This window comes from Pantoea sp. MHSD4 (assembly GCF_021043305.1).
Lineage (GTDB): Bacteria > Pseudomonadota > Gammaproteobacteria > Enterobacterales > Enterobacteriaceae > Pantoea > Pantoea eucalypti.
The window spans coordinates 1-26,086 of record NZ_JAJNDH010000005.1 but is presented as its reverse complement, the minus strand read 5'-3'; the positions used below and the strand labels follow the sequence as shown (position 1 = coordinate 26,086).

Sequence of the window (26,086 nt, the reverse complement as noted above, 5' to 3'; positions counted from 1 at the left end):
CGCCCCGATGGAACGCATTGCCATTTCAGAACGCCCAGGCTGGCGTGAAAAAGCCACCGAGTTCGGTTTTCGTTTTCATACCATGCATGGCGAACCCTACTGGTGTGAAGATGCTTATTACCAGTTCACGCTGGCGCAAATCGAGCATCTGGAAGATGTCACTGCAGAACTGCATCAGATGTGCCTGCAGGTCGTGGATAAGGTCGTAAACAGCGAAGCGCTGCTGACCAAATTCCGCATTCCAAAACACACCTGGGACTTCGTGCGCGATTCATGGCATCAGCGTCAGCCGTCGCTTTACTCACGCCTTGATCTTGCCTGGGATGGCAAAGGCGATGTGAAGCTGCTGGAGAACAATGCCGATACGCCGACCTCACTGTATGAAGCGGCATTTTTCCAGTGGCTGTGGCTGGAAGACCAGCTCAACGCAGGTCAGCTCCCGGCAGGCAGTGACCAGTTTAATAGCCTGCAGGAAAAGCTGATTGAACGTTTTGCCGCATTACATCAGCAGCACGGCTTTAACTGGCTGCACTTCGCCTGCTGCCGCGACACCGACGAAGATCGTGGCACCGTGCAATATCTTCAGGACTGCGCTACTGAAGCGGGGCTGCCGAGTGAATTTCTCTATATAGATGAAATTGGCCTGGGCGAAAAAGGGGAATTTACCGATGCTCAGGATCAGGTGATCAGTAACCTGTTCAAGCTCTATCCGTGGGAGTTTATGCTGCGTGAGATGTTCTCAACCAAGCTGGGTGATGCTGGCGTACGCTGGCTTGAACCGGCATGGAAAAGCATCGTCTCGAACAAAGCCCTGCTGCCGTTGCTGTGGGAAATGTTCCCGAATCACCCTAACCTGCTGCCCGCCTGGTTCGCCGAAGATGACGTTCCGCACATGGACAAATATGTGGTGAAGCCGCTGTTTTCACGTGAAGGTGCCAATATCCGGATCGTAGAAAATGGTCAGGAGATTGCCCGCGTTGATGGGCCATACGGTGAAGAGGGAATGATCGTTCAGCAGTTCCATCCTCTGCCTAAATTTGGCGACAGCTATACGCTGATCGGCAGCTGGCTGATTGACGATCAACCGGCGGGTATTGGCCTGCGTGAAGATCGCGATTTGATCACTCAGGATCTCTCCCGTTTCTACCCGCACGCATTTATCGGCTAACGCGCCGCGAGAATACAGGTCAGATTCTGGCCTGTATTCTCTTAGCTTTGCCCTAACCTACCTGAACCGACAACATGCTGATTGCACCCATCTCCATGCCATCAATCGGAATGCTGATGGTTTCATCCGGCTGACGTGCGCCCAGCACATACAGCAGCGGCAGATAGTGTTCGGGTGTTGGATTAGACAGCGCCGCACCCGGATGGTCCATAAAGTTGACCAGCGGATGAGAAGCCGCATCGCTCTGCACCGCCAGGTTATCGCGGACAAACTGCTCAAAACTGCTGGCCCACGGATAGACTTCGCTGTTGCCGTCCCAGCGCACTTTACGCAGGTTATGCACCACGTTGCCGCTGGCGACAATCATCACACCCTGATCGCGCAGCGCAGCCAGTTTCTGGCCCATCTCAAAGTGCCACGCCGCTGGTTTAGTGCCATCAATGCTTAGCTGCACGACCGGAATGTCGGCATCGGGATACATCCTGATGAGGACGCCCCATGATCCATGATCCAGTCCCCATTCCTGATCAAGCTTTACGTCGACAGGCGCTAAAAGCTCTGCCAGTTGCTGGGCCAGTTCAGGCGATCCCGGCGCCGGATAGCGTGTGTCAAACAGCGCCTGCGGGAAGCCACCAAAATCATGAATCGTCTTAGGATGAGCCATTGCTGTCACGGCGGTGCCGCGCGTATACCAGTGCGCTGAAACCGCAATAATCGCACGTGGACGTGGCAGAGTGTCACCCGCATGACGCCATGCGGCGGTATAGCGGTTCTCTTCAAGGGCATTCATTGGGCTGCCATGACCCAAAAACAGCGCTGGCATACGTAACTGGCTCATTCGTGATCCCCGGGATCGTCTGTTTGATAGCCACTACGATACGCGCATTCGCCGCTTTATCACGCTGATAAGCATGATGGAGATCATCAGGAAATTTGAATGAAATTTAACGTAGCAGGAATTTCAGATATTTATCGGACAAAAGAGAAGGAATGCGAAGAATTAAACCGGGCCATCCTGAGGACGGCACAAAGGAAACAGGCCCGAAAGGGGCCCGTTAAATGCAGCAGAACGATTAGCTGGCGTGGCGCGTTTCGTGCGTGCGACGCCATGCAATCAGGTCTTCGATAGTCACTACTGGCATGTTGTGCTGGCGAGCGAAAGTAATCGCTTCGGGTGCATGAGCCATGCTGCCGTCATCGTTGGTCAGTTCGCACAAGACACCGGCAGGCTTGAAGCCGGCCAGCGTCACTAAATCGATGGTCGCTTCCGTATGTCCGCCACGTGTTAATACACCGCCTTCGCTGGCGCGCAACGGGAAGACATGGCCCGGGCGATGCAGGTCAGAAGGTTTGGCATTGTCGGCGATAGCTGTACGGATAGTGGTGATACGATCCTGAGCGGAGACACCCGTGGTGACGCCTTCTGCGGCTTCAATGGTCACAGTGAATCCGGTGCCAAAGGAGCTGGTGTTGTTCTCCACCATCATAGGCAGATCGAGCTGCTGGCGACGCGCTTCGGTCAGGCAGAGGCAGACGATGCCACTGCCGTGACGAATGGTCAGCGCCATCTGTTCAACCGTCATGGTTTCTGCGGCGAAGATCATGTCGCCTTCGTTTTCACGATTTTCATCGTCGAGTACCATCACACCGCGTCCCTCACGCAGGGCGGCGATAGCACGTTCTACACGCTGTTCAGGCGTGCCAAATTCAGAAAGTAGCGTCTGATTCATGGTAATAAAAACCTTAAAATGTATGGGTTACCAGAATCAGGGCGTGCTTAGGAGTGACGTCAAAAAGACGTGGCAATAACGTGAAGCAGACACAATTGTCCGACAGAAGTCGTTACCCTCTCCCATCCGGACTGTAACCGTCGGCCCCGGAATTACACCGGATCTGCTGACCTTTATCTCTCTTTTCATCAAGATAAAGCGCTCGCGGGCTTTCAGCCGAAGCTAATTTACCGCCGGTGGGGAATTGCGCCCCGCCCTGAGAATAAGCCTTTAAACTATAACGCCGATCGTTTGAAGCGGCAATCATCAATAGCGCAATTGCTTTTGCATTTCCTGCGTTACCGATTTGAGGTTTATCCTTTTCATTTCTGGCATTACACTTAACACTTATTACGTTGGTAAACACGCTGACACAGCTCCCGTAACCAGGAAATCATCATGATCGACACGAAAAAAATTGAACAACTTGCCCGTCAGGTTCACGAAGCGATGCCTAAAGGTGTTCGTGAGTTTGGTGATGATGTCGAGAAGAAAATTCGTCAGGTTCTTCAGGCGCAGCTGACCCGTATGGATCTGGTCAACCGTGAAGAGTTTGATGTGCAGACGCAGGTATTGCTGCGTACGCGTGAGAAACTGGCGGCGCTGGAACAACGTCTGGCCCAGCTGGAAAGTCAGGGTTCGTCAGCCGGTACGCCACCGACCGCAACGGCACCTGTCACCACTTCTGCAGCAGTCACCCCTTCTGCCTCCGTAGCGAGTTCGCCAGCGGCGTCACAGGCACCGGCTGCCGACGTGGCGAAGCCTGCTGCGGATAATAAGCCAGAATAAGCGGTTTAGCGGGAGCCCGGCTCCCGCTTACTGCTCTGCTTCAGCTACCGCGAATGGTTTTAATAATGTTGGTGGTAGAGATACCGTCTTCGAAGTTCAGCACCTGCACGTCGCCGCCATTTGCCCAGACCTCTTTACTGCCCGCGATATCTTCCGGCTTGTAATCGCCACCTTTGACCAGCAGGTCAGGCAGAATGCCGGCAATCAGACGCTGCGGCGTATCCTCTTCAAATACCACCACCCAGTCGACCGCTTCCAGTGCGCCCAGCACGATCATCCGGTTTTCCTGTGGATTCACCGGGCGGCTTTCGCCTTTCAGACGTTTAGTTGACGCATCACTGTTCACCGCGACGATCAAGCGATCGCCGAGCTTGCGGGCATTTGCCAGATAGGAGACATGGCCGGCATGCAAAATGTCGAATACACCATTAGTCATCACCACTTTTTCACCGCGACGGCGGGCCATCTCAACGGCGGCTTTTAACTGCGCTTCCGTCATGATGCCAAAACCCTGTTCAGGGCGGGCGTGAATCGCATTTTCCAGCTCGACGGTGCTGACAGTCGACGTACCCAGTTTACCCACCACCACACCCGCCGCGGCATTGGCCAGGAAACAGGCTTCTTCCAGCGAGTCACCCGCAGCCAGCGCCGCAGCCAGCACGCCGATCACCGTGTCGCCGGCACCGGTCACGTCATAAACTTCCTGTGCCTGAGTCGGCAGATGCAGCGGTGCTTTGCCCGGCTGCAGCAGCGTCATGCCATTTTCTGAACGGGTCACCAGCAGCGCAGCGAGATCAAAATCTGCAATTAACTGCGCACCGCGCGCGACGATCTCTTCTTCGTTTTTGCATTTGCCGACCACGGCTTCAAATTCAGAGAGGTTCGGCGTCAGCAGCGTCGCGCCCCGGTAACGCGCAAAATTAGTGCCTTTCGGATCGATTAATACCGGCACGCCCGCTTCGCGCGCCAGCGTAATCATGGTCTGCACGCTGGAGAGCGCGCCTTTGGCGTAGTCGGACAGAACCAGTGCACCGGCTGCTGCCAGTGACTCACGCATTTTCTGATGAATCGGCGCCGGATCAACCTGATCAAATCCCTCTTCAAAATCGAGACGGATCAGCTGCTGATTGCGGGAAAGCACGCGCAGTTTGGTAATCGTCGGATGGCTTTTGATCGCCACAAAGTCACAATGAACGTTGACGTCTTTCAGCGTGTTACTCAACACGCGCGCCGCATCATCTTCACCGGTCAGGCCAATCAGGCGCGACGCGGCACCGAGTGCTGCAATGTTCATCGCTACGTTTGCCGCGCCGCCAGGGCGCTCTTCAACCGTGTCCACTTTCACCACCGGCACCGGCGCTTCAGGGGAGATACGGCTGGTTGGGCCATACCAGTAACGATCCAACATTACATCGCCAACAACCAGCACTGAGGCTTGGCCGAACGCGGGCAGAGTCACTTTCATTCCAGACACTCCAGACTGCATTAAAAATAGTGCGCGGATGATAGCACAGTTGCGATTTGTGCTATCAGCATCACGCCAGGATAGACGCAGGGGTTACCAGCCAGCGCTGCCAGCTGTTCATCACCGTCTGCCGTTCCGCTGCATACGCCTCAGGTTCAACATGACCAGGCAACTCCTGCAGGGCGCGATGGTGCAGTGCGTCGCGTAGCGTCACATAGGACTGCGTCAGCGCCTGCGCTTCGTCTGCGGGCATTTTATGGTACTTCGCCATCAGCTCAAAAATGCGCACATTGTCAGACCAGCGCGTCAGTTCAGGCTGCTCAGCGGCGTAGCGTAAGACAAGATATTGGGCGATGAATTCAATATCGGTAATGCCACCCGCGTCGGCTTTGATATCCCAGCGCCCTTTATGTTTGTTACTGAGATGAGTACGCATCTTTTCACGCATCTCGCGTACTTCGGTTTGCAGCGCATCCGCGGCGCGTGGCAGTGAGAGAATCGCCTGACGGATTACGTTAAAACGTTCACCCAGTGTCGCCTCGCCAAATACTACGCGCGCCCGGACCAGCGCCTGATGCTCCCAGGTCCAGGCCTCACTGCGCTGATACTCCTCAAAGGCCTCAAAGGTACTGACCAGCATGCCCGCCGCACCCGAAGGACGCAGCCGCGCATCGACTTCATAAAGAATGCCGGACGAAGTGCGGGTACTGAAGAGATGCATGATGCGCTGGGCCAGGCGCAGATAGAACTGACGGCCATCAATGCTGCGCTCCCCTTCTGTTACCGCGTCAGCCGGACAGTCATGCAGGAAGACGAGATCCAGGTCGGAACTGTAACCCAGCTCCCAGCCACCCAGCTTGCCGTAGCCCAGCACCGCAAAGCCGCGCTCATGTTCATTACTCAGATGCGAAGGACGCCCGTAGCGCTGTACCATCATATTCCACGCCTGGCGGACCACCGACTCGATAATCGCCTCTGCCAGCCAGGTAAGATGGTCGCTGACTTTCATCACGGGCAGCGTGCCCGCAATGTCAGCCGCAGCAATGCGCAAGTGTTGCGCCTGCTTAAACTGCCGCACAGCTTCCAGCTGCTGCTCTTCATCCTCAGTGGGGATGCGCAGCAGGTACTGACGCAGCTCATCGCGATAGGCGTCGGTGGCCGTCGGCTGATAGAGCGTGGCGGGATCGAGTAATTCATCCAGCAACAAGGGGTGACGCGCCAGCTGGCTGGCCACCATCGGTGAGGCGGCGCACAGGCGAATCAGGTGACGCAGCGCACCGTGATATTCGGTCAGCAGCTCCAGATAGGTACTGCGGGTCAGCACGCCGATCAGCAGCGGTGTCAGGCGACTCAGCGTGACAGCCGCATCGTCACGCGGGCAGACTTCGCTCAGCAGTCGCGGCATCAATTGATCCAGCGCCTGACGACCACGCGGACCGATAGTGCGTCGATTGATATCCTGACGAAACGCCTCCAGTGTCTGATGCAGCGTTAATCGCTGCTCGTCGCTGAGCTGCGGGACCAGCGGCGCCAGCTCGCTATCCTCCAGCTGGTCCTGCCACAGCACCTGAAACTCTGCCAGCTCACGCTGATCGCCAATGTCTGGAGTATCTTCACCAATCAGCTCGTCAAAGATGGCGCGTACCGCCGCCATCTGATCGTCGAGCCGCGTCATCAGAGCATCCCAGTCGACACAATCCATCGCCCATGCCAGACGGGCACGATGCAGTTCATCTTCTGGCAGCGTTTGGGTCTGCTCGTCGCCCAGGCTTTGCAGCAGATTCTCCAGCCGCCGAAGGAAGAGATAAGCGTCGCGAAGTGCATCGACCTGCTCAGCAGGAAGCAGGGCCAGATTTTTGATCGCCTCCAGCGTCGGCAACAGCGATCGCAGCTGAAGCGAGCGCTCTCGTCCGCCACGAATCAGCTGGAACACCTGCACGATAAACTCGGTTTCACGGATGCCGCCCGCACCCAGTTTGATATTGTTTTTCAGACCACGTCGACGAACTTCGCGGCTGATCATCCCTTTCATGTTACGCAGGGACTGGATCACGCTGAAGTCGATGTAGCGCCGGTAAACAAAGGGCCGTAGCATCTGCTGGAGCTCCAGACTCCAGCGATCGTGTTCATCCCCCATCAGCCGCGCTTTGACCATGGCATAACGCTCCCAGTCGCGCCCCTGCTCCTGGTAATAATCTTCCAGCGCGGCAAAACTCATCACCAGCGGGCCGCTGTCGCCAAACGGACGGAGCCGCATATCCACCCGATAGACAAAGCCATCCATGGTGGGTTGATCCAGCACTTTGATCAGCCGCTGTCCCATGCGGGTAAAGAACTGGGCGTTGTCGAGCTCACGCCGTCCACCGCGTGTGGTGCCGTTTTCCGGCCAGGCAAAAATCAGGTCGATATCAGAGGAGAAGTTGAGTTCGCCGCCGCCCAGCTTGCCCATGCCCAGAATCAGCAACGGCTGAGCATCACCCTCCGCATTACAGGGTGTACCAAAATCGCGACAACAATCCTGATAAACCCAGTCACGTGCCCGGCTGATCAGCACTTCAGCTAAGACGCTGAGCTGCTGCAGGCTCTGTTCGGTGGTGGCATGCTGCAGAGCCTGCATCCAGGCAATACGCACCAGCATACGGCGGCGAAACAGTCGCAGCTCACGCATCAGGCTCGCTTCGCTGTCGACTGCATTCAGCGCCTGATTCAGCCATGCAGAATAGTGTTGCCACTCTTCAGGCTGAGGCGGCTGGTCGAGCATCGTCTGCCACCAGTCGGGATGTTGTTGCAGGTTTTCCAGCACAAAATCGCTGAAAGCCAGTCCGGCTGCCTGCTCCGGGCTGAACGAATCCAGCGGAATCTCCAGCTGTCGGGCGGCCGCTTCGGCCTGGTCGCGTAGCAACGCGGGCAGTGCTGACAACATAACTCCCTCCTTGATGGCGTGACGGAATGTCCCTTAGCGGGCAGCGCCGCTGGTGAGCCAGAACGGCTGCTGTTTCAGGGCCTGCGACGTCAGCCAGGCTAATCCGGACGTCTGTTTTTCGTGAATCGCTGACTGCAGTTGCTGCCAGGGATCAAGCCAGGCCATCACCGTTTCCACAGGATAAGAACCCGCCAGCAGGTGCACCGTCAGCAGCTGACGCGCCAGACGGGTGGCTTTGTCCTGATACTCATTAGGCTGTTTTACCGTAATGAAGGTTTCTCTCAGATCGGCATTAACACGGCTCAGCATGATATCGCTGAAGCGTTTAAACGATCCCTGAAGCTTGGCTTCTCCTTTAGCGTCGATCCACTGACGCCATTGCGATTCCGCCAGCCAGTGGGTCAGCGCAAGTTGCGTCTCAACAGAGAGGGAAGATAAGCAGAACGTGGTGGCTTCCTGCTCTTCATTCACCAGCGTCTCTTCCAGCGTGGTCAGTTGCTGACGCAGAGCGCTACTGGCTTTACGCGGCACCAGCGCACCAAACAGACTGAACGCCTGACGCAGCAGATCCAGCGCTTCGCGCACTGCGTCCTGCGCCGCCGCGTTACCACGCAGCCAGACTTCTTCATGATATTGCCAGTGACGAAGCCCCGCCGACATTGAGGCGACCATACCCTGCTCCACAGTCGCTTTCGCACCGGCTTTCAGCAGCGGGAACGCCTCAACCTGACGCGGTGGATTACCCTGGGCCAGCTGATAGCCTCGGGCGGCTTTGCTCAGGCTGCCCATACGCAGACCGCCCAGCGTCACCAGCTGCTGCGCAAAGGCCAGCAGATCATGGCGTTCACCCCGTTTCAGCTCTAATTCGATCTCGCACAACGGTTCGCTGAGCTCACCCGCCGTGACTTCGCCCTGATCAAATGCCACTTCAATTTCACTGTTGCCTGCGGTGATCAGCCAGACTTCACGCTGGAAATGGGTAGTGAACAGCGGCTGTAAGCGCGGCTGCAGCGCAGTGACATCGGTGCCCTGCGGCCAGATCTCTGCGGGCAGGCGCGCAATGTCGAGCACTGGCTCATTGAGTTCTACATTGTATTCCGGACGCTGATGCAGTCCACCAAGCGTCTGCCCTGCGGCTTTCAGCGTCATTTCATAGCGCTGATCAACGCCACGGATACGCAATCCCATGTCCCAGCGTCGCAGCTGGTTATCGTCGGTTTCGAAGTAGATATTGGTCAGCTCGCGAGCAGCCTGATGCTGATGCGGCAGAGTGGAGAGCAGTTCAGCCAGTTCCCCGGCTGCCTGTGGAGTTGCAATGAACTTTAGTTCGATTTCGATGGTCATAATTTTTTATTCACTACGCCGCTGGCACTTAAGAGGGTTTTTCCTGCATATTTCAGGCGATTATCAGCAGGTTACTCATGCTGTCGCCTGGAGGGCAAGGGGTTATCAGGCGAAGATTAATGCACAGAAGCCGCGCTGTCTCTGCTTTCTTTGCTCTTTCGCAGACCTTTTCGCACTCTCATGAGACCAGGATAGTTCTCATTCAGATTTATGCGAGGCCTCTCCAGACTGTGCCGGTAAATTTTAAGTCAGACTAAGCCAAACGAAATCGAATGAAAAAAATTACACTCGCTGGACTCACTTTGCTGGCCCTTAGCAGCCTTGCACCTGCCCATGCCGACGAAAAACGTTATGTGTCTGATGAGCTTTCGACCTGGGTTCGTAGCGGGCCGGGCGATCAGTTCCGCCTGCTCGGTAAGCTGAATGCCGGGGAAGAAGTACAGCTGTTACAGACCAACAACGATACTCATTATGGCCAGATCCGCGATTCCGAAGGCCGCACCACCTGGATTCCTCTGTCGCAGCTCAGCGCAAATCCGAGCCTGCGCACCCGGGTGCCGCAGCTTGAGCAGCAGGTGAAGGATCTGACGGCCAAGCTGGATAATATCGACAACAGCTGGAACCAGCGTACCGCTGAGATGCAGAACAAAGTCGCCAGCAGCGACGGCGTGATTAATGGGCTGAAAGGCGAAAATCAGAAGCTCAAAAATGAGCTGATTGTCGCGCAGAAGAAAGTCAGCGCCGCCAACGTTCAGCTGGATGACAAACAGCGCACCATCATTATGCAGTGGTTTATGTATGGTGGTGGCGTGCTGGGTGTCGGCCTGCTGCTGGGACTGCTACTGCCGCATATGTTGCCGCGCCGTAAGAAAAGCGATCGCTGGATGAACTGACCCCATTCTGTCGGGTTTTCGCGGGGGATCGCAGGATCCCCCTTTTGGCATGTCTGCAATCCGGGGAATCTGTGCAACAATAAAATGAGATGCACTGCTGATTTCAGGCGCGGGACGTGCACGGCATGCAGATCATTTCTTTTTCTCTGGAGTTTTGCGTGAAGACGTTTCTTGTTGGCGGTGCGGTGCGTGATGCGCTGCTGAATCTGCCGGTTACAGATAAAGATTGGGTTGTCACTGGTTCCACACCCGAAGCCATGCTTGAGCAGGGTTATCAACAGGTCGGTCGTGATTTTCCCGTTTTCCTGCATCCCGTCAGTCGCGAAGAGTATGCACTGGCACGGACCGAGCGGAAAAACGGGAAAGGCTACACTGGATTTGTCACCTGGTCCGCGCCCGACGTGACGCTGGAGCAGGATTTACAGCGCCGCGATCTCACCATCAATGCTATCGCGCAGGATGAAAACGGCGAACTGGTCGATCCCTATAATGGCCAGCGTGACATTGCCCTGCGCCTGCTGCGTCATGTCTCTGAAGCCTTCAGTGAAGATCCGCTGCGGGTATTGCGCGTCGCGCGTTTTGCTGCGCGTTTCGCTCATCTCAACTTTCGTATTGCCCCCGAAACCCAGCAACTGATGCAGCAGATGGCCGAAAGCGGCGAGCTGTCGAATCTCACTGCCGAACGCGTGTGGAAAGAGACGGAAAAGGCGCTGAGTGCCCGTAATCCTCAGGTCTATTTTCAGGTTCTGCGTGACTGCGGTGCGTTGCAGGTGCTGTTTCCTGAGCTGGATAATCTGTTTGGTATTCCCGCGCCGATTAAATGGCATCCGGAAATCGACACCGGTGTTCATACGCTGATGACACTGGCGATGGCAGCGGCCCTCTCCAGCGAGATCGATGTGCGCTTCGCCACATTGTTCCATGACGTCGGCAAGGCGCTGACGCCGCCTGAGCTGTGGCCGAGCCACCACGGTCATGGACTGGCGGGCGTTCCACTGGTCGAGGCGCTGTGTCAGCGACTGCGGGTACCTAACGCGATTCGCGATCTGGCGTTAATCGTGACCGAATTCCACGACATTGTGCACACCATCGAACGGCAATCCCCGGCATCACTGGTGGCGCTGTTTGATCGGATCGATGCCTGGCGTAAGCCGCAGCGTATTGAGCAGATGGCGCTGACCAGCGAAGCGGATGCTCGTGGGCGGGCCGGACTGGAGAGCATGCCTTATCCGCAGGGCGACTATCTGCGTCGTGCTTTTGCGCTGGCGCAGGCGGTGCCGACTAAAGCGGTCGTCGAAGCAGGGTTTAAAGGTGCAGAGGTGCGGGAAGAGATGACGCGGAGACGAATTGACGCCGTCGCGCAGGGTCTGGCGATCAGGCAGCCTGACTAGCAGGCTGCCCAGGGTTTACATGAAGACCATGTAAACCGCTGCCGCCACGATAAAGCGATAAATCGCGAACGAGACGAAAGAGATACGCTTAATCAGCTCAAGGAAGGCTTTGATCGCAATCAGCGCCACGATAAACGCCGTGACAAAGCCGACGGCGAACATCGGGAAATCCGCCATTGTCAGGAAACCGATGCTCTTGTACATGTCCAGCACGGTCGCACCCATCATCATTGGCACTGCCAGGATGAAGGAGAACTCTGACGCGGCATAACGGCTCACGCCCATCAGCATGCCACCCGAGATGGTTGCACCAGAACGTGAGAAGCCCGGCCACAGTGCTAAGCACTGGAAACAGCCAATCATGAACGCCTGACGATAGGTAATATCATCAACGCCGACGGCTTTCGGCTGTTTTGGCTTGAGGTACTCAGCAGCCAGCAGCAGAACGCCCCCCACCACCAGCGCGTACATCACGTTGATCGGGTTAAACAGCGTTTTAATCTGATCGTGCAGGACCAGACCCACAACCACCGCCGGCACCATACCCAGCAGGATGTGGATCAACGACAGACGGCCGGTGCCAACACCTTCATGTTTAACTTCGCCAAAGTGGATGCCGATCAGGCCAAACAGACGGCGCCAGAACATCACTACCACAGCCAGAATTGATCCTAACTGAATCACAACTTCAAAGGTCTCGGCTTTTTCACCTTCAAAGCCCAGCAGGTGACCCACTATAATCATGTGCCCTGTGGAAGAGACCGGTAAAAATTCGGTCAGCCCTTCCACAACGCCCAGGATTGCAGCTACCCAAAGCTGATGAATATCTGCCATCAAATGTTCCCTCTATCCGTTTCAAACCATTAAAAAGGCGGTAGCGCACTGCTATCGCCTGAAATTATGCCGCTATAAGCCTGAATTAAACCTTAAGGTCTACACCGTTTCGCCTGCTGTAACGAAACGGCACACGCTATGACAGACAGTAATTTGGTTTGGTTTCATTGTGATGGCAATCACATCGTATTTATTTAGGAATAGTCCCGCGCTCAATTCGCACGCCAACCTGCGCCGCCTGGGCTACAGCCCCCGGTTTGCTTACCTTTATACGCACGCCAGGCGAACTGAAACGGTTCATCAACAGATCCGCGATTTCTTCAGCAACCCGCTCAACCAGGGCAAAACGCCCCCCGTTCAGATGCGTCAGGATCGCCGATGAGACATCCGCATAGCTCAGGCAATCTTTCACATCGTCGCTGCTGGCCGCCAGACGGTTATCCCAGGCCATTTCGACATCGAGCACCAGCTTCTGCTGTATGCCCTGTTCCCAGTCGTAAACGCCAATGGTGGTGAACACCGTGAGTTGTTCAATAAATACGATATCCATGATGAGGGTCTCTGTTTTTGGCTAAGCCGGATACCACTTCCGGCGGATTATGCGTATTATCCACGGTTGATGAGATCAAAACGACCCTAAAGGGAACGGTACGGTGTTATGAGTGCTTTCGCGCTTGGTATGATTATTTTCGCGTATCTTTGCGGCTCGATTTCCAGTGCGATTCTGGTTTGCAAACTCGCTGGCCTGCCCGATCCGCGCACACACGGTTCCGGGAATCCCGGTGCGACCAACGTACTGCGTCTGGGCGGCAAAGCCGCCGCAGCAACCGTATTAGTGTTTGATGTGCTGAAAGGGATGGTGCCGGTCTGGCTGGCCTATCTGATGCACGTCACGCCGCTTTATCTCGGCCTGACCGCCATTGCGGCCTGTCTGGGTCATATCTACCCGGTGTTCTTTCACTTTCGCGGCGGCAAAGGCGTGGCAACCGCATTCGGCGCGATAGCGCCAATTGGCTGGGACTTAACCGGGCTGGTTACCGGGACCTGGCTGTTAACGGTCTTACTCAGCGGCTATTCCTCGCTGGGTGCCATCGTCAGCGCCCTGATCGCACCCTTTTATGTCTGGTGGTTCAAACCGCAGTTCACGTTCCCGGTCTCCATGCTCTCGTGTCTCATCCTGCTGCGTCATCACGACAATATTCAGCGGCTGTGGCGGGGTCAGGAAGGCAAGATCTGGAAGCGCAAAAAGAAATCTCAACCATAAAAAAAGCCGGCAAGCCGGCTTTTTTCACATCAGATGGCGGGCAGTTCCGCCAGCGGCCAGCGCGGTCGCACGCTGACGCTCAACTCGCCTCGGGTGCCGCCTTTTAACCGCACCATGCCCGCATACGCGATCATCGCACCGTTATCGGTACAGAACTCAGGACGGGCGTAGAACACCTCTCCGCCGCGCTTTTGCATCATGATCGCCATCTGCTCGCGCAGTGTGCGGTTAGCGCTGACACCGCCCGCAATCACCAGACGCTTAAAGCCTGTCTCATCCAGTGCACGCTTGCATTTGATCGACAGCGTATCGACGACTGCATCTTCAAACGCACGGGCGATATCAGCACGGGTCTGATCATCGTCAGGATTGGCGCGAATGGTATTCGCAGCAAAGGTTTTGAGGCCGGAGAAGCTGAAATCCAGGCCCGGACGGTCAGTCATCGGACGCGGGAAGGTAAAGCGTCCCGCTGTGCCCTGCTGCGCCATCTTCGACAGCATTGGCCCACCCGGATAATCCAGACCGAGCAGCTTCGCCGTCTTATCAAAGGCCTCACCCGCGGCATCATCGATCGATTCACCAAGCAGCACATATTCACCGACGCCAGTAACGCTAATCAGCTGAGTATGTCCGCCCGAGACCAGAAGGGCGACAAACGGAAATTCCGGTGGATTCTCTTCCAGCATCGGCGCCAGCAGATGGCCTTCCATATGATGGACCGGCACCGCAGGCACTTTCCACGCAAATGCCAGGGCGCGACCAATGGTGGCACCGACCAGCAGCGCACCAACCAGTCCGGGACCCGCTGTGTAGGCTACGGCATCAATCTGCTGCGGCGCCAGACCGGCCTCTTTCAGTGCGGCCTGAATCAGCGGCACGGTTTTACGCACGTGATCACGTGAGGCCAGTTCCGGTACCACACCACCATAATCGGCGTGCAGTTTTACCTGACTGTAGAGCTGGTTAGCCAGTAATCCGGCCTCGTCATCATAAATAGCGATGCCAGTTTCATCGCACGACGTTTCAATACCCAGAATTCGCATTGCATCACCTCATTCTTGCGGCGCGCAGTTTATCACAGCAATTGGATGTGCAGCGCGGACATCCGGCGTAAAAAGTCATTTTCTGTCGGCTAAAGAGTGCGCTATACTCCCGCCCCTGGAAAAACCGGCAGCCGCACAGGCAAACGCTCCTGTTGGTTTCAAATTATCCTTGGTGCTTTACAAACCAACGCGAGTTGGAGTAAAATGCTGCACCATTTTGAAATGTGCTGGCGCCGCAGTCAGCAGCAAAAACCGAATTTTATCGAGGTGAGAGTTACATGCCGGTAATTAAAGTACGTGAAAACGAGCCATTTGACGTAGCACTGCGTCGCTTCAAGCGTTCATGCGAGAAAGCAGGCGTTCTGGCTGAAGTTCGTCGTCGTGAGTTCTATGAAAAACCGACTACCGAACGTAAGCGCGCTAAAGCGTCAGCAGTTAAGCGTCACGCCAAGAAACTGGCTCGCGAAAACGCACGCCGCACTCGTCTGTACTAAGTCGTTCCGGAGGTTCGCCTCCACCGCGTGATTCACGCAGACAGAGTCAAGTAAAAGGCCGTGCTTTCCGAAAGGAAGCGCGGCTTGTTGCCGTTTATGAGCTGAAAATCTGGGGCGTATGGCTGGACGAATTCCACGCGTATTTATCAACGATTTACTTGCCCGCACGGATATCGTGGATCTTATCGATGCCCGCGTTAAGCTGAAAAAGCAGGGTAAGAATTTCCATGCGTGCTGTCCTTTCCATAATGAAAAAACGCCCTCTTTCACCGTAAACGGCGAAAAACAGTTCTATCACTGTTTCGGCTGTGGTGCACACGGCAATGCTATCGACTTTTTAATGAACTTTGATCGTCTGGAGTTCGTTGAAAGTATTGAAGAGCTCGCCACTTCCCACGGTTTAGACGTGCCTTACGAAGCAGGCAGCGGGCCCAGCCAGATGGAACGCCATCAGCGCCAGAGCCTGTATCAGCTGATGGAGAACCTGAACGGTTTTTATCAGCAGGGCCTGCAGCAATCCAGTGCGCAGCCAGCACGCGACTATCTTGATCGTCGTGGTCTCAGCGCCGACATCATCAATCATTTTGCTATAGGTTATGCGCCAGCCGGCTGGGACAACGTTCTCAAACGTTTTGGCAAGCAATCGGAAGACCGCGAGTCATTGATGGAAGCGGGCATGCTGGTCAGCAATGACAAAGGCCGTACCTATGACCGGTTTCGCGACCGCGTCATGTTTCCGATCCGCGATAAGCGTGGACGCGTCATTGGTTTTGGCGGACGCGTGCTGGGTAACGATACGCCGAAGTATCTCAACTCACCGGAAACACCCATTTTTCATAAAGGCCGTCAGCTCTATGGCCTGTATGAAGCCGTTAAGAACCATCCTGAACCCGCCCGCCTGTTAGTGGTCGAGGGATACATGGACGTGGTTGCGCTGGCGCAGTACGGCATCGATTATGCCGTTGCGTCATTAGGCACCTCAACCACTGCTGAACATATTCAGTTGCTGTTTCGCAGTACCGACACCGTGATCTGCTGTTACGACGGCGACAGAGCGGGTCGTGAAGCGGCCTGGCGTGCGCTCGAGACCGCATTGCCTTACATGAATGATGGTCGTCAGCTACGCTTTATGTTTCTACCCGATGGTGAAGATCCGGATACGCTGGTACGTAAAGAGGGTAAAGTCGCCTTCGAAGCGAGGATGGAGCAGGCGATGCCGCTCTCTTCGTTTTTATTTGATAGCCTGCTGCCGCAGGTGGATCTGAGCTCACGCGATGGAAAAGCGCGCCTGAGCACATTGGCTTTACCGCTGATAACGCAGATCCCCGGTGAGACCTTACGTATTTATATGCGTCAGGAGCTGGGGAATAAACTGGGTATTCTTGACGATAATCAGCTTGAAAAGCTGATGCCGAAGCAGGCCGCAAGCGGAACCGCACCTGTTGCGCCTCCGTTGAAGCGTACCACCATGCGTGTACTGATTGCGTTACTGATTCAGAACCCACAACTGGCCACGATGGTGCCTTCTCTGGATGGGCTGTCTGAGTCAAAAATGCCGGGTTTACCGCTATTTATTGAATTAGTGGGCCGTTGTAATGAGAATCCTGGATTGACCACCGGTCAGCTACTAGAGTTATATCGCGGAACAAATTTTAGTCAGACGCTTGAAACACTGGCGATCTGGAACCACATGATAGTAGATGAAGAAGCCGAAGCGGTGTTTCAGGACTCGCTGGCCAGCATCTATGATGCAGCGCTTGAAGAGCGCCTGGAGTTTTTGATTGCGCGCGAGCGCACTCAGGGACTCAGCGCCGATGAGCGCCGTGAATTCTGGACACTCAGTCAGGCGTTTGCCAGGAAATAACCGTTTTCAGCATGCTGTCCATTCCGAATCATGAAAGGGCAGCCGCACGAATTTTAAGGGTCGGCGTCGATGCCAGTCTGGTTACCGCCAGCGCACAGCTCCCGGAGCGTACTGAAGTACGTGAGGAGAGCGAGCACTACCGGGGAGCAGAATGGCGAGTAAGCCAGGCCCTGAGCACAAATTTTAAAGGCCGTAGGCGTCGATGCCAGTCTGGTTACCGCCAGCGCACAGCTCCCGGAGCGTACTGATGTACGTGAGGAGAGCGAGCACTGCCGGGAAGCAGAATGGCAAGTAAGCCAGGCCCTTAGCACAGAGTTAACAAGCGGCTTAAGTGCCGATTACTGATGGGCAAAGCCCACGCCGCGACGAAGGCAGCGGCAAGAACTAAACGCCTTCACTGCTTATTGTTGGCGCGCTGCCGACCGACACCAATCTAATTTAACAGAAGTGTGGATACCGTCTTATGGAGCAAAACCCGCAGTCACAGCTCAAGCTTCTTGTCACCCGTGGTAAGGAGCAAGGCTATCTGACCTATGCTGAGGTCAATGACCATCTGCCGGAAGATATCGTCGACTCAGATCAGATCGAAGACATCATCCAGATGATTAACGACATGGGTATTCAGGTGGTTGAAGAAGCCCCGGATGCCGACGATCTGATGCTGAACGAAAACAGCTCCGATACTGATGAAGATGCCGCAGAAGCTGCCGCTCAGGTGTTATCCAGCGTTGAATCTGAAATCGGGCGTACTACCGACCCGGTTCGCATGTATATGCGTGAAATGGGTACCGTTGAACTGCTGACGCGCGAAGGCGAAATCGACATCGCTAAGCGTATTGAAGACGGTATCAACCAGGTTCAGTGTTCTGTCGCCGAATACCCTGAAGCCATTACTTATCTTCTGGATCAGTATGACAAAGTTGAAGCAGGCGAATCACGCCTCTCCGACCTGATCACCGGTTTCGTCGATCCTAACGCAGAAGAAGATATTGCCCCAACGGCAACGCACGTAGGCTCTGAACTTTCTGAAGCCGATCGTAACGACGATGAAGAAGAAGATGAAGAGGATGACGACAGCTCCGACGACGATAACTCAATCGACCCGGAACTGGCGCGCGAGAAGTTTTCTGACCTGCGTAAGCAGTATGAAGCGACCCGCAGCGTGATTAAGAGCAAAGGTCGCAGTCATGCTGCTGCCGTTGCCGAAATCCAGAACCTTTCTGACGTCTTCAAACAGTTCCGCCTGGTACCGAAGCAGTTCGACTACCTGGTAGGCAGCATGCGCACTATGATGGAACGTGTCCGTACTCAGGAACGTCTGATCATGAAGCTCTGTATTGAGCTGTGCAAAATGCCGAAGAAGAACTTCATCACGCTGTTTACCGGCAACGAAACCAACGAAAGCTGGTTCAAAGCCGCTCTGGCGATGAACAAGCCGTGGTCTGAAAAGCTGCTGGAAGTGCAGGATGACGTGATGCGTTCCCTGCAGAAACTGGCACAGGTGGAAGAAGAGACCGGCCTGACCATTGAACAGGTTAAAGATATTAACCGTCGCATGTCGATCGGTGAAGCCAAAGCGCGTCGCGCTAAGAAAGAGATGGTGGAAGCTAACCTGCGTCTGGTTATTTCGATTGCGAAGAAATATACCAACCGTGGTCTGCAGTTCCTCGACCTGATTCAGGAAGGTAATATCGGCCTGATGAAAGCGGTAGATAAGTTTGAATATCGCCGTGGTTACAAGTTCTCGACTTATGCGACCTGGTGGATCCGTCAGGCTATCACCCGCTCTATCGCCGACCAGGCGCGTACCATCCGTATTCCGGTGCATATGATTGAGACAATCAACAAGCTCAACCGTATTTCGCGCCAGATGCTGCAGGAGATGGGCCGCGAACCAACGCCGGAAGAGCTGGCTGAGCGTATGCTGATGCCAGAAGATAAAATCCGCAAAGTACTGAAAATCGCTAAAGAGCCGATCTCTATGGAGACGCCGATTGGTGATGATGAAGATTCACATCTGGGCGATTTTATCGAAGACACCACGCTGGAGCTGCCGCTGGATTCTGCAACGTCAGAGAGTCTGCGTTCTGCCACCCATGACGTGCTGGCTGGCCTGACCGCGCGCGAAGCGAAAGTACTGCGCATGCGTTTCGGTATTGATATGAACACGGACCATACGCTGGAAGAAGTGGGCAAACAGTTCGACGTGACGCGTGAGCGTATTCGTCAGATTGAAGCGAAAGCCCTGCGTAAACTGCGCCATCCGAGCCGTTCGGAAGTGCTGCGTAGCTTCCTCGACGATTAAGTCCGACAAAAACCCCGGTTCGCCGGGGTTTTTTATGCCTGCCTGTTCGCGCCACTCCCCTGCCCTGCCCGACGTCAGTGACTCTCCGGATGCAGTTCCAGCCAGAGCTGACGATACGCCCCGACCATCTCGTCCAGTGATGCACGATTCAGTCCGCTGGGATTCGGCAACACCCACACCTGAGTTTTCCCCATACATATCGGCTGTTTGCCCCATTCGACTTTGCTCTGTTTAAAAGCACGACGGAATGCATCCTTACCCAGAATGGCCAGCGCTGCGGGTTGATAATCCAGAACCTTCTCCATCAGGCGTTTACCGCCATCCCGCAGCTCATCAGGCGCAAGCTCATTTGCCTGCACAGTTGGCCGTTCTACCAGCATGGTGATGCCGCAGCCGGTTTCCGTCAGGCGCTGCTCCTCTTCCGGCTTCAGCTGCTGCCGGGTGAATCCCGCCAGATGAATAACCTTCCAGAACCGGTTTCCGGGATGCGCAAAGTGAAATCCCTGATGGGCCGTTGACTGACCTGGATTGATGCCGCAGAACAGCACATCAAGATCGGAGCTGATAATGTCGCGGATAGCATGCTCACTCATGCCGCCACCTCCAGCGTACGCTGCTTAAGCGCGTCGCGACTGCGTTGCAGCATCTGACTGGCCCGCTCAGCATCCGGACAGGCCCGTGCCAGCGCCAGTGCGCCCACCATCTCTGCCAGCATGCTGGAGGCCAGCGCTTCCACATCCGGCAATCTCAGCTCACGCAGTATCTGCACCAGACCGGCATGCATCGTATTGAAGCCCTGGGCGAAGATCTGCCGTGTCGGCTGTGGAAGATGGGCCACTTCGCTCACCAGTGCCGCCAGCGGACAGCCCTGAGCCGGTGCATTGCGATGCGCCTCGGAAAGATAGCTATCAATAAAATCAGCCAGCTGCGTTGCTGGCTGGGTCACGGATTTAGCAGGCCTGAAGGTATCAGATTCAGCAAACATATGTTTCAGCACCTCCTCAACCAGCTCCTCGCGTGACGCGAAATGTGCATAGAAGCCGCCATGTGTCAGGCCAACCCGCTTCATCAGCGCCGCCACCCCAATCCCTTCAGTGCCGGTTTCACGCATCACACGCGCCGCCTCATCAAGGATACGCTGGCGGGTCTGCATCTTGCTGCTCTGCTTCTCCATCTCATCTCCTGCGGTTTTAACTGCATGGCTTCTGGCTATTATAGTAATTATTACACTCATCATATTCCAGCTTGACGAATCATATGATGGTCGTCATATTGATAACCATTATGACGACCATCATACGAGGAAGCAAACATGTCACAATCAGGCACAGCATTAATTACCGGCGCATCAAGTGGTATCGGCGCGACCTATGCAAAACGACTGGCAGCACGCGGTTATGACCTCATCCTGGTCGCACGGGATCAGGCACGGCTGACTGCACTGGCGGATACGCTGACACAACAGCACGATATTCGGGTAACCGTGATGAAGGCTGACTTAACGCATGAGCGGGACCTGCAGCGTGTGGAGTCAGAGCTCGCAAACAACGCACAGATTACGCTGCTGCTGAACAACGCAGGCATGGGTGTCGAAAGCGAGTTTCTGGAGGCGGACATCACACGCATCAACAGCATGCTGGCGTTAAATATTCTGGCACCGACGCGTCTGGCACAGGCGGCTGGCCGGGCATTTAAAGCACGCGGTCACGGCACTATTATCAATATCGCCTCGGTGCTGTCGCTGGTGCATGAGATGTTCAATGGCGCCTATAACGCCACTAAGTCTTATGTGCTGACCCTGACGCGCGCCATGCAGCGTGAACTCGCGGAGAGCGGTGTGCAGGTACAGGCGGTGTTACCCGGCGCAACCCGTACAGAGATTTTTGATCGCGCAGGCCAGTCTATTAATGAAATCCCGGCTGAAATGCTGATGGACGTTGATGAGATGGTGGACGCCGCGCTGGCCGGACTCGACAGCAAGGAGATGGTAACTATTCCGGCGCTGGAAGATCTGCAGATGTGGCACGACTACGATCAGGCGCGTGGCGCGATGGTTCCCCATCTTTCAAGGAATCGATCAGCATCTCGTTATCGTCAAAGCTGAGTCAGTCATCTGCCATAGCACCTGACATCGGGTTTTACTTAAGGCACGGGGAAGCATTATCCGTGCCGATTTGCGACTACTGCGCCAGGCGTTGCCAGTTTTGTTATATAAATCAGCAGGTAAATCGCTGCTGCTTATTTCAGCAACCGGTAGCTGAGTGCTGGATCGTCCTGAAGAGATACTTTATAATCCCCGCTCCGCTGGCCCCTTAGCTCAGTGGTTAGAGCAGGCGACTCATAATCGCTTGGTCGCTGGTTCAAACCCAGCAGGGGCCACCAAATAAAACAAGGAGTTAGATGAGAAATCGTCTGACTCCTTTTTCTTTGGGCGCGAATCAGGTGATGTAGTGGGTGACGTAAGTGAATGGCTGGGTGACGTAAGTAGTGTGGGTTTAAATGTCTGGCTGGCCGGTCGCCAGAAACCTGATTTCCTATCTTCAAAAGCCTGACAGCCGTTCGCGCTCAATCATTAAAACAGCCTTACCTGAACTATCCCAGGATTGCAGGACAAAAACAAGCCATGAGTTTCGACGATTCCATTCAGCAATTGCGCAATGAACAGCTCTCGCGCCAGTCGGATGCAGAGCGCTTTATCAGTGTTAAAACGCTTTTTGAACAGATCAAAAAGCGTTATCCAGATCAGAGCTACAACGCCCTGTGTCTTTTAGCGTTGAAAAAGTATCGACGTTCAGAGCATCAGCCTTCGCTGTACTGGTTTAGATATGAAAGCTGGTATGACACTTCACCCGTTGCCCCATACCAGCTTTTGGATAAACATGGCGCGCCAAACATCGGTGCTCCTGACTATTATCCTAATGCCGAGGCGGCACTGCGGGCAGTCAGTGATGACGTCATGAATAGTGATAAGTTGGCTGATTGTGGTTTTCTACGCAGTGAAATTACTTCAGTTCTGGAAATTGACCTTAACACTATCTCGCCAAATGAATTGATAGAACCCGATACTGTCAAAGAGTTACAGGCAGAAAATGACGAGCTGAAAAAACAAATAGCCTATCTCAATCAAAGATTAGCGGTTCCAGTAGAGGGTGGTGAATTATATGCGCAGAAGCGTGAAGAATTTTTTATAGCCGTGATAGCAAGCTTATATGACAAAGGCCGAATAATTTCTTCGAAAGGCGCGCTGCCTATTGCTACCGAATTATTGGAGCTCGTTGTGCAGAGAGCGAAGCTATTTTGGTCCTATGAGCAAAAATTGCCCATAAGTGATGATAAGTGCCTAAAGATGTTGCGTGAAGCAATGGGCTGGCTAACTCGCACAGAAACCGACATTCATGACGTCAAAAAAAATCAAAGAGCAGCCCGAAACAAAAAATAAGCAAATTTCAAAAAGTTAGCAAGGGTATCCAGGGTATCTTTCCAGGGTAACCACGACACAAGCACTCTCGGTTTTTAAGATACGTTTCATATTGATTCGCTACCGAGAGATTAAACATGAAACACATCAATTCTTTATCAACAACTGTCAGCCACCTCCCCGGCCCCCAACGCCTGATCCGCATTCATGAAATGATGGCTCTTTTGAATTGCAGTCGTACTACTCTTTACCGCTGGGCAAACAGTGGTGAATTCCCTGCGCCAAAAAAACGCGCCGGAAGAACCATGGGCTGGACAGTCACGCAATATGAACAGTGGCTCGATAACTGCTGCTAAACCTCTAAGCAGGGCTGGAATTTCCAGCCTTTCTTTTTATGTGCTGATGCAACCATTTGAAACAATGAGCGCATCAAATCGTTATCAATCTGTGATTCTGATACAGCCGTAACCCTATGATAAACAGTAAAACTGGCAGTCTGGATTCAGCCAATCAGGAACCGGTAATTAATAATATTACGCGCGGTACGGTTTATCCGGATATCCGGGCTAAAGGCGAGTTTCTGTATGACGATGTTCTCTGGCCAGTCATGCCTGAAGAGAGTCAGCAGGATGTGAAGATCATGAATTCTTTGTTCAAGGCAGTTGATAGAGCTTATGCCAGTTGCTCTCGCTTTCTGGCAATCCGTTATGATTTTCATCTGCCTCAATACACGGCTGACAACCGCGTTATTACCCGCTTTCATCAGCTATTGATTCCTGCTCTAAGGAAAGAGTATCCCAAAAGCTTTGCTCGGGTGTTTTGGGTCAGAGAACAGAATCAGGCACCAGCACAGCATTATCATTACCTGCTGATGGTTGATGGCAACTGCGTGCGTCATCCTCTTAAAATTAACAAGCTGGTGGAGAGCTGCTGGAAAATAGCAACGGGCGGAACGGTCTGGTTTCCAAAGCATGGTTACTACTTAATTCGAAAGGACGACACTGAGGCTATGGCCGCGTTGCTACTGCGGGTGAGTTACTTTGCTAAGCGACACTCTAAAGAAGAAATTGCTAAAGACATTGCGCGTTCCGGCACCCGGCATTACCCGTTTTTAAAAAAAGCCAAACACACTAAAACTGCGCAATTACGTACTCAAATTGCCCATTTTGATCGGGCACAAGCGCATTGCCCTCTTCCCGGAAAGCTGGATTCTCTTTTCACTCCCGCAGAGCCTTCTGCTGGTAAGCCTGCGACACTGCCTCTGAAAGATAGCCAACGATTGGATGAGGGTGCCTTACTGCCAATGAAGGCGCTCAGACGAGCGCTACAGCGTTTTAGCAAGCTTAAAGGTCGCCTGCCTGACGGTAATAGCGTCGTGGCTGGCACTAAACTGAAACCTCACTGGCACCGTCATTTTGAGCGCTACTACCGCTATTACTGGCCATGCAATATTAGCGTTTCACAGTATTGCCGCTGGTACTACCTTAACCCGTCTACAGCAAGCCGCTATTTATGTAACTATCCGGCTAATCTGGTTAATCCATGGTTGTTAGCGTGCTGGCTGTAAATACTTTGAAAGTTGATAACGATGGAAAACAAAACAAGCAGAAAAGCTAAAATTTCAGTGCCCCACTCACTTAATCGTAAGACGAAGACTTATGTAGGCTGCATTGATTGGCTAACCGGTTATGAAATTGTGCCGCTGACTGATGAACAACGTCTGCAAAGAAAGCAACATATACATGCTTTTCCTGAAACACTTGATGAGTTGTTTGAGCTTTTCCTGTTGCCTGCCATAGAGTGCGACGTGCATTACAAGGATTACAACTTCTGGAGCGATACGTGGCGTACCCAGTGGGCATATCACAAACAAAATTATCGTCGTGAAGCGATATTGAATGGCGTAACGCAGAAACAATATGCACAAGCGCATAAGCTTCCTAAGCGATTGATGTACAACAATCTGCATAAATGTGGAGGTGCAGCAATCCGCGTGCTGTTTTGGGTTTATCATCGCCGGCAGTTCCACCAGCAACAGCGACTCACGGTACAGGAATACGTTTCTGAGCATCAGCTTCCCCAACGTACAGCGCATCGTCAGTTGTCGCGACAGCCAATGAGTGATTTCTGGTCGAAGCATTTTGATAATTACTACAGTGATGCGTGGCTGAGGCACTGTAACGTCAGAGAATATGCGGATTTCTACGGTTTGAACGTCACCACTGCCCGCCAGTATCTGTTTAACTTTCCCATTGAGCTTTTTGACCCAATGTTGATTAAACCCTGGATGTGATTGTTCAAGGCAGTCGCTGAAGAATATGATCATGAATTCTGATCACTGGATAATGATCAAAAGCGCCAAACGGTAAACAACGCAATGATCAGAATTTGAAAACCTACAATCAGCTTTTGTATATAAAACAAGCATGTCTTGACTTGAGTGAGAAAGAGATACACCTTGTGTTTTAACTTAGTGAGCCGCTCTGGAAATGAGCGGCAGTTAGCACTGCAGGTGCTTGATGATGAAATGCCCGGCTTTCCACGCGACTATGTGTCTGCATAAGGCAGTAAGCTGCTGATTTGGAAAAAGCCCAGGCGAAGATCACTGACCGGTTCCCTTTGATTAAAACATTATGATGTCAGTGATTCCTTGCAAATTTCCAGTATGCGCCTCAGAAGGTGTAGCCGGTTGGAAGTCCGCTTTGTGCCAAAAGCTGACGTTGCTAACTTTCAAGTAGTAAGTATAAAAAAACACCTATCCCCCGAGGAGGAGGACAGGTGCGAAACGCGGTGGTAGCGTATTGTGCTGATATATAGTTTTCGACGTTGCGAGGAAGACGCCTGGCAATCCCGTCAGACATTCTTCTGTCACTGAGCGGTAGAACCGCTCACCTATGACACAACATTAACTATCTTAATTAATTAAGAATCAGTCGCAAGCGTAAGCGGTAAATTAAAACAACGACGCGAGAACGAATCGACCAAGTGGCCGATATGTACTGGGCCCATCTCAGCAGGCTTCGTCATTAGTGATTTTAAAATAGTCGCTTGTTAAGCTTTAACAAAAAACTTGGCACCCCAGACCTGCTCCCTGTTGATTCACACAGAATGCTATTAACAAC

At 53.7% G+C, this 26,086-nt stretch carries 23 protein-coding genes, 1 tRNA gene and 1 riboswitch; of the genes, 14 read left to right on the top strand and 10 right to left on the bottom strand.

Going from position 1 to position 26,086, the window contains the following annotated elements; translation table 11 throughout:
* The first annotated feature begins 7 nt into the window (after positions 1-7).
* On the top strand, positions 8-1,168 hold the full coding sequence (locus LQK91_RS15575; protein WP_003848450.1) for a glutathionylspermidine synthase family protein: 1,161 nt from the start codon (positions 8-10) through the stop codon (positions 1,166-1,168).
* A gap of 52 nt (positions 1,169-1,220) precedes the next feature.
* On the opposite strand, the gene ygiD is transcribed toward LQK91_RS15575, so the two are convergent.
* Together ygiD and ribB are read right to left on the bottom strand one after the other, a co-directional pair.
* Entirely contained in the window at positions 1,221-2,006 is a 786-nt protein-coding gene (gene ygiD / locus LQK91_RS15570) for a 4,5-DOPA dioxygenase extradiol (protein WP_003848449.1), read from the bottom strand.
* A 235-nt stretch (positions 2,007-2,241) separates the two neighbouring features.
* Complete coding sequence (ribB, locus tag LQK91_RS15565; RefSeq protein WP_003848447.1) at positions 2,242-2,898, bottom strand: 3,4-dihydroxy-2-butanone-4-phosphate synthase; 657 nt, start codon at positions 2,896-2,898, stop codon at positions 2,242-2,244.
* A gap of 110 nt (positions 2,899-3,008) precedes the next feature.
* Positions 3,009-3,166, bottom strand: a riboswitch (FMN riboswitch).
* Positions 3,167-3,336: 170 nt separating this feature from the next.
* Here ribB and ubiK point away from each other — a divergent pair.
* Entirely contained in the window at positions 3,337-3,726 is a 390-nt protein-coding gene (gene ubiK / locus LQK91_RS15560; RefSeq protein WP_039659368.1) for a ubiquinone biosynthesis accessory factor UbiK, read from the top strand.
* A 40-nt stretch (positions 3,727-3,766) separates the two neighbouring features.
* Here the strand turns inward: ubiK and hldE are convergent, their stop codons facing one another.
* From hldE to LQK91_RS15545, 3 genes are all read right to left on the bottom strand, one after another.
* Positions 3,767-5,191 carry a bifunctional D-glycero-beta-D-manno-heptose-7-phosphate kinase/D-glycero-beta-D-manno-heptose 1-phosphate adenylyltransferase HldE gene (hldE, locus tag LQK91_RS15555; protein ID WP_039659370.1) on the bottom strand — a complete coding sequence of 475 codons (1,425 nt, stop codon included), beginning with the start codon at positions 5,189-5,191 and terminating at the stop codon, positions 3,767-3,769.
* Between the two features lie 70 nt (positions 5,192-5,261).
* On the bottom strand, positions 5,262-8,114 hold the full coding sequence (gene glnE / locus LQK91_RS15550; protein ID WP_105099914.1) for a bifunctional [glutamate--ammonia ligase]-adenylyl-L-tyrosine phosphorylase/[glutamate--ammonia-ligase] adenylyltransferase: 2,853 nt from the start codon (positions 8,112-8,114) through the stop codon (positions 5,262-5,264).
* A 33-nt stretch (positions 8,115-8,147) separates the two neighbouring features.
* Positions 8,148-9,458, bottom strand: coding sequence for an inorganic triphosphatase (locus LQK91_RS15545; RefSeq protein WP_105099915.1), 1,311 nt, complete (start codon positions 9,456-9,458; stop codon positions 8,148-8,150).
* Positions 9,459-9,730: 272 nt separating this feature from the next.
* Between LQK91_RS15545 and LQK91_RS15540 the strand changes: the two genes are divergently transcribed.
* Both LQK91_RS15540 and LQK91_RS15535 read left to right on the top strand, forming a co-directional pair.
* Positions 9,731-10,351 carry a TIGR04211 family SH3 domain-containing protein gene (locus tag LQK91_RS15540; RefSeq protein WP_003848440.1) on the top strand — a complete coding sequence of 207 codons (621 nt, stop codon included), beginning with the start codon at positions 9,731-9,733 and terminating at the stop codon, positions 10,349-10,351.
* 158 nt (positions 10,352-10,509) lie between these two features.
* On the top strand, positions 10,510-11,742 hold the full coding sequence (locus LQK91_RS15535) for a multifunctional CCA addition/repair protein (RefSeq protein WP_033743156.1): 1,233 nt from the start codon (positions 10,510-10,512) through the stop codon (positions 11,740-11,742).
* Positions 11,743-11,757: 15 nt separating this feature from the next.
* Here LQK91_RS15535 and bacA read toward each other — a convergent pair whose 3' ends face one another.
* Positions 11,758-12,576, bottom strand: a complete 819-nt coding sequence (gene bacA / locus LQK91_RS15530; RefSeq protein WP_003848438.1) for an undecaprenyl-diphosphate phosphatase — start codon at positions 12,574-12,576, stop codon at positions 11,758-11,760.
* A gap of 190 nt (positions 12,577-12,766) precedes the next feature.
* Complete coding sequence (gene folB / locus LQK91_RS15525; protein ID WP_003848437.1) at positions 12,767-13,126, bottom strand: bifunctional dihydroneopterin aldolase/7,8-dihydroneopterin epimerase; 360 nt, start codon at positions 13,124-13,126, stop codon at positions 12,767-12,769.
* 108 nt (positions 13,127-13,234) lie between these two features.
* On the opposite strand from folB, the gene plsY reads away from it, so the two are divergent.
* Positions 13,235-13,840: a glycerol-3-phosphate 1-O-acyltransferase PlsY gene (plsY, locus tag LQK91_RS15520; protein ID WP_003848436.1), complete on the top strand. Its 606-nt coding sequence runs from the start codon at positions 13,235-13,237 to the stop codon at positions 13,838-13,840.
* A gap of 29 nt (positions 13,841-13,869) precedes the next feature.
* Here plsY and tsaD read toward each other — a convergent pair whose 3' ends face one another.
* The gene (tsaD, locus tag LQK91_RS15515) at positions 13,870-14,883 is read right to left on the bottom strand and encodes a tRNA (adenosine(37)-N6)-threonylcarbamoyltransferase complex transferase subunit TsaD (RefSeq protein ID WP_003848434.1); all 1,014 of its coding nucleotides are present in this window, start codon (positions 14,881-14,883) and stop codon (positions 13,870-13,872) included.
* Between the two features lie 278 nt (positions 14,884-15,161).
* Between tsaD and rpsU the strand changes: the two genes are divergently transcribed.
* The 3 genes from rpsU to rpoD all read left to right on the top strand — a co-directional run bounded on the left by rpsU (position 15,162) and on the right by rpoD (position 19,546).
* Positions 15,162-15,377 (top strand): 30S ribosomal protein S21, encoded by a 216-nt coding sequence (rpsU, locus tag LQK91_RS15510; RefSeq protein ID WP_001144069.1) that lies wholly within the window; start codon positions 15,162-15,164, stop codon positions 15,375-15,377.
* Positions 15,378-15,495: 118 nt separating this feature from the next.
* Positions 15,496-17,241, top strand: a complete 1,746-nt coding sequence (gene dnaG, locus LQK91_RS15505) for a DNA primase (RefSeq protein ID WP_039659379.1) — start codon at positions 15,496-15,498, stop codon at positions 17,239-17,241.
* Positions 17,242-17,704: 463 nt separating this feature from the next.
* Entirely contained in the window at positions 17,705-19,546 is a 1,842-nt protein-coding gene (gene rpoD, locus LQK91_RS15500) for an RNA polymerase sigma factor RpoD (RefSeq protein ID WP_003848431.1), read from the top strand.
* 74 nt (positions 19,547-19,620) lie between these two features.
* Here rpoD and mug read toward each other — a convergent pair whose 3' ends face one another.
* A complete protein-coding gene (gene mug, locus LQK91_RS15495) occupies positions 19,621-20,139 on the bottom strand; it encodes a G/U mismatch-specific DNA glycosylase (protein ID WP_003848430.1) in 519 nt (172 codons plus the stop codon).
* A complete protein-coding gene (locus LQK91_RS15490; RefSeq protein WP_008925744.1) occupies positions 20,136-20,720 on the bottom strand; it encodes a TetR/AcrR family transcriptional regulator in 585 nt (194 codons plus the stop codon). Before LQK91_RS15490 ends, mug begins: the two co-directional genes overlap by 4 nt.
* 138 nt (positions 20,721-20,858) lie before the next feature.
* On the opposite strand from LQK91_RS15490, the gene LQK91_RS15485 reads away from it, so the two are divergent.
* From LQK91_RS15485 to LQK91_RS15460, 6 genes are all read left to right on the top strand, one after another.
* On the top strand, positions 20,859-21,650 hold the full coding sequence (locus tag LQK91_RS15485) for an SDR family NAD(P)-dependent oxidoreductase (RefSeq protein ID WP_105099916.1): 792 nt from the start codon (positions 20,859-20,861) through the stop codon (positions 21,648-21,650).
* A gap of 202 nt (positions 21,651-21,852) precedes the next feature.
* Positions 21,853-21,928, top strand: a tRNA-Ile gene (locus LQK91_RS15480).
* 241 nt (positions 21,929-22,169) lie between these two features.
* Complete coding sequence (locus LQK91_RS15475; RefSeq protein ID WP_105099917.1) at positions 22,170-22,985, top strand: hypothetical protein; 816 nt, start codon at positions 22,170-22,172, stop codon at positions 22,983-22,985.
* A 116-nt stretch (positions 22,986-23,101) separates the two neighbouring features.
* Positions 23,102-23,320 (top strand): helix-turn-helix transcriptional regulator, encoded by a 219-nt coding sequence (locus LQK91_RS15470; RefSeq protein ID WP_071591677.1) that lies wholly within the window; start codon positions 23,102-23,104, stop codon positions 23,318-23,320.
* A 116-nt stretch (positions 23,321-23,436) separates the two neighbouring features.
* Positions 23,437-24,531 carry a YagK/YfjJ domain-containing protein gene (locus LQK91_RS15465; protein ID WP_105099918.1) on the top strand — a complete coding sequence of 365 codons (1,095 nt, stop codon included), beginning with the start codon at positions 23,437-23,439 and terminating at the stop codon, positions 24,529-24,531.
* Positions 24,532-24,552: 21 nt separating this feature from the next.
* A complete protein-coding gene (locus LQK91_RS15460; RefSeq protein ID WP_146257628.1) occupies positions 24,553-25,257 on the top strand; it encodes a hypothetical protein in 705 nt (234 codons plus the stop codon).
* The last annotated feature ends 829 nt before the right edge of the window (positions 25,258-26,086 follow it).

What these genes read in the sequence shown, in the direction of transcription:
- LQK91_RS15575 (WP_003848450.1), top strand. Translation starts at nt 8, where the DNA reads ATGGAACGCATTGCCATTTCAGAACGCCCAGGCTGGCGTGAAAAAGCC.
- ygiD (WP_003848449.1), bottom strand. Translation starts at nt 2,006, where the DNA reads ATGAGCCAGTTACGTATGCCAGCGCTGTTTTTGGGTCATGGCAGCCCA.
- ribB (WP_003848447.1), bottom strand. Translation starts at nt 2,898, where the DNA reads ATGAATCAGACGCTACTTTCTGAATTTGGCACGCCTGAACAGCGTGTA.
- ubiK (WP_039659368.1), top strand. Translation starts at nt 3,337, where the DNA reads ATGATCGACACGAAAAAAATTGAACAACTTGCCCGTCAGGTTCACGAA.
- hldE (WP_039659370.1), bottom strand. Translation starts at nt 5,191, where the DNA reads ATGAAAGTGACTCTGCCCGCGTTCGGCCAAGCCTCAGTGCTGGTTGTT.
- glnE (WP_105099914.1), bottom strand. Translation starts at nt 8,114, where the DNA reads ATGTTGTCAGCACTGCCCGCGTTGCTACGCGACCAGGCCGAAGCGGCC.
- LQK91_RS15545 (WP_105099915.1), bottom strand. Translation starts at nt 9,458, where the DNA reads ATGACCATCGAAATCGAACTAAAGTTCATTGCAACTCCACAGGCAGCC.
- LQK91_RS15540 (WP_003848440.1), top strand. Translation starts at nt 9,731, where the DNA reads ATGAAAAAAATTACACTCGCTGGACTCACTTTGCTGGCCCTTAGCAGC.
- bacA (WP_003848438.1), bottom strand. Translation starts at nt 12,576, where the DNA reads ATGGCAGATATTCATCAGCTTTGGGTAGCTGCAATCCTGGGCGTTGTG.
- folB (WP_003848437.1), bottom strand. Translation starts at nt 13,126, where the DNA reads ATGGATATCGTATTTATTGAACAACTCACGGTGTTCACCACCATTGGC.
- plsY (WP_003848436.1), top strand. Translation starts at nt 13,235, where the DNA reads ATGAGTGCTTTCGCGCTTGGTATGATTATTTTCGCGTATCTTTGCGGC.
- tsaD (WP_003848434.1), bottom strand. Translation starts at nt 14,883, where the DNA reads ATGCGAATTCTGGGTATTGAAACGTCGTGCGATGAAACTGGCATCGCT.
- rpsU (WP_001144069.1), top strand. Translation starts at nt 15,162, where the DNA reads ATGCCGGTAATTAAAGTACGTGAAAACGAGCCATTTGACGTAGCACTG.
- dnaG (WP_039659379.1), top strand. Translation starts at nt 15,496, where the DNA reads ATGGCTGGACGAATTCCACGCGTATTTATCAACGATTTACTTGCCCGC.
- rpoD (WP_003848431.1), top strand. Translation starts at nt 17,705, where the DNA reads ATGGAGCAAAACCCGCAGTCACAGCTCAAGCTTCTTGTCACCCGTGGT.
- mug (WP_003848430.1), bottom strand. Translation starts at nt 20,139, where the DNA reads ATGAGTGAGCATGCTATCCGCGACATTATCAGCTCCGATCTTGATGTG.
- LQK91_RS15490 (WP_008925744.1), bottom strand. Translation starts at nt 20,720, where the DNA reads ATGGAGAAGCAGAGCAGCAAGATGCAGACCCGCCAGCGTATCCTTGAT.
- LQK91_RS15485 (WP_105099916.1), top strand. Translation starts at nt 20,859, where the DNA reads ATGTCACAATCAGGCACAGCATTAATTACCGGCGCATCAAGTGGTATC.
- LQK91_RS15475 (WP_105099917.1), top strand. Translation starts at nt 22,170, where the DNA reads ATGAGTTTCGACGATTCCATTCAGCAATTGCGCAATGAACAGCTCTCG.
- LQK91_RS15470 (WP_071591677.1), top strand. Translation starts at nt 23,102, where the DNA reads ATGAAACACATCAATTCTTTATCAACAACTGTCAGCCACCTCCCCGGC.
- LQK91_RS15465 (WP_105099918.1), top strand. Translation starts at nt 23,437, where the DNA reads ATGATAAACAGTAAAACTGGCAGTCTGGATTCAGCCAATCAGGAACCG.
- LQK91_RS15460 (WP_146257628.1), top strand. Translation starts at nt 24,553, where the DNA reads ATGGAAAACAAAACAAGCAGAAAAGCTAAAATTTCAGTGCCCCACTCA.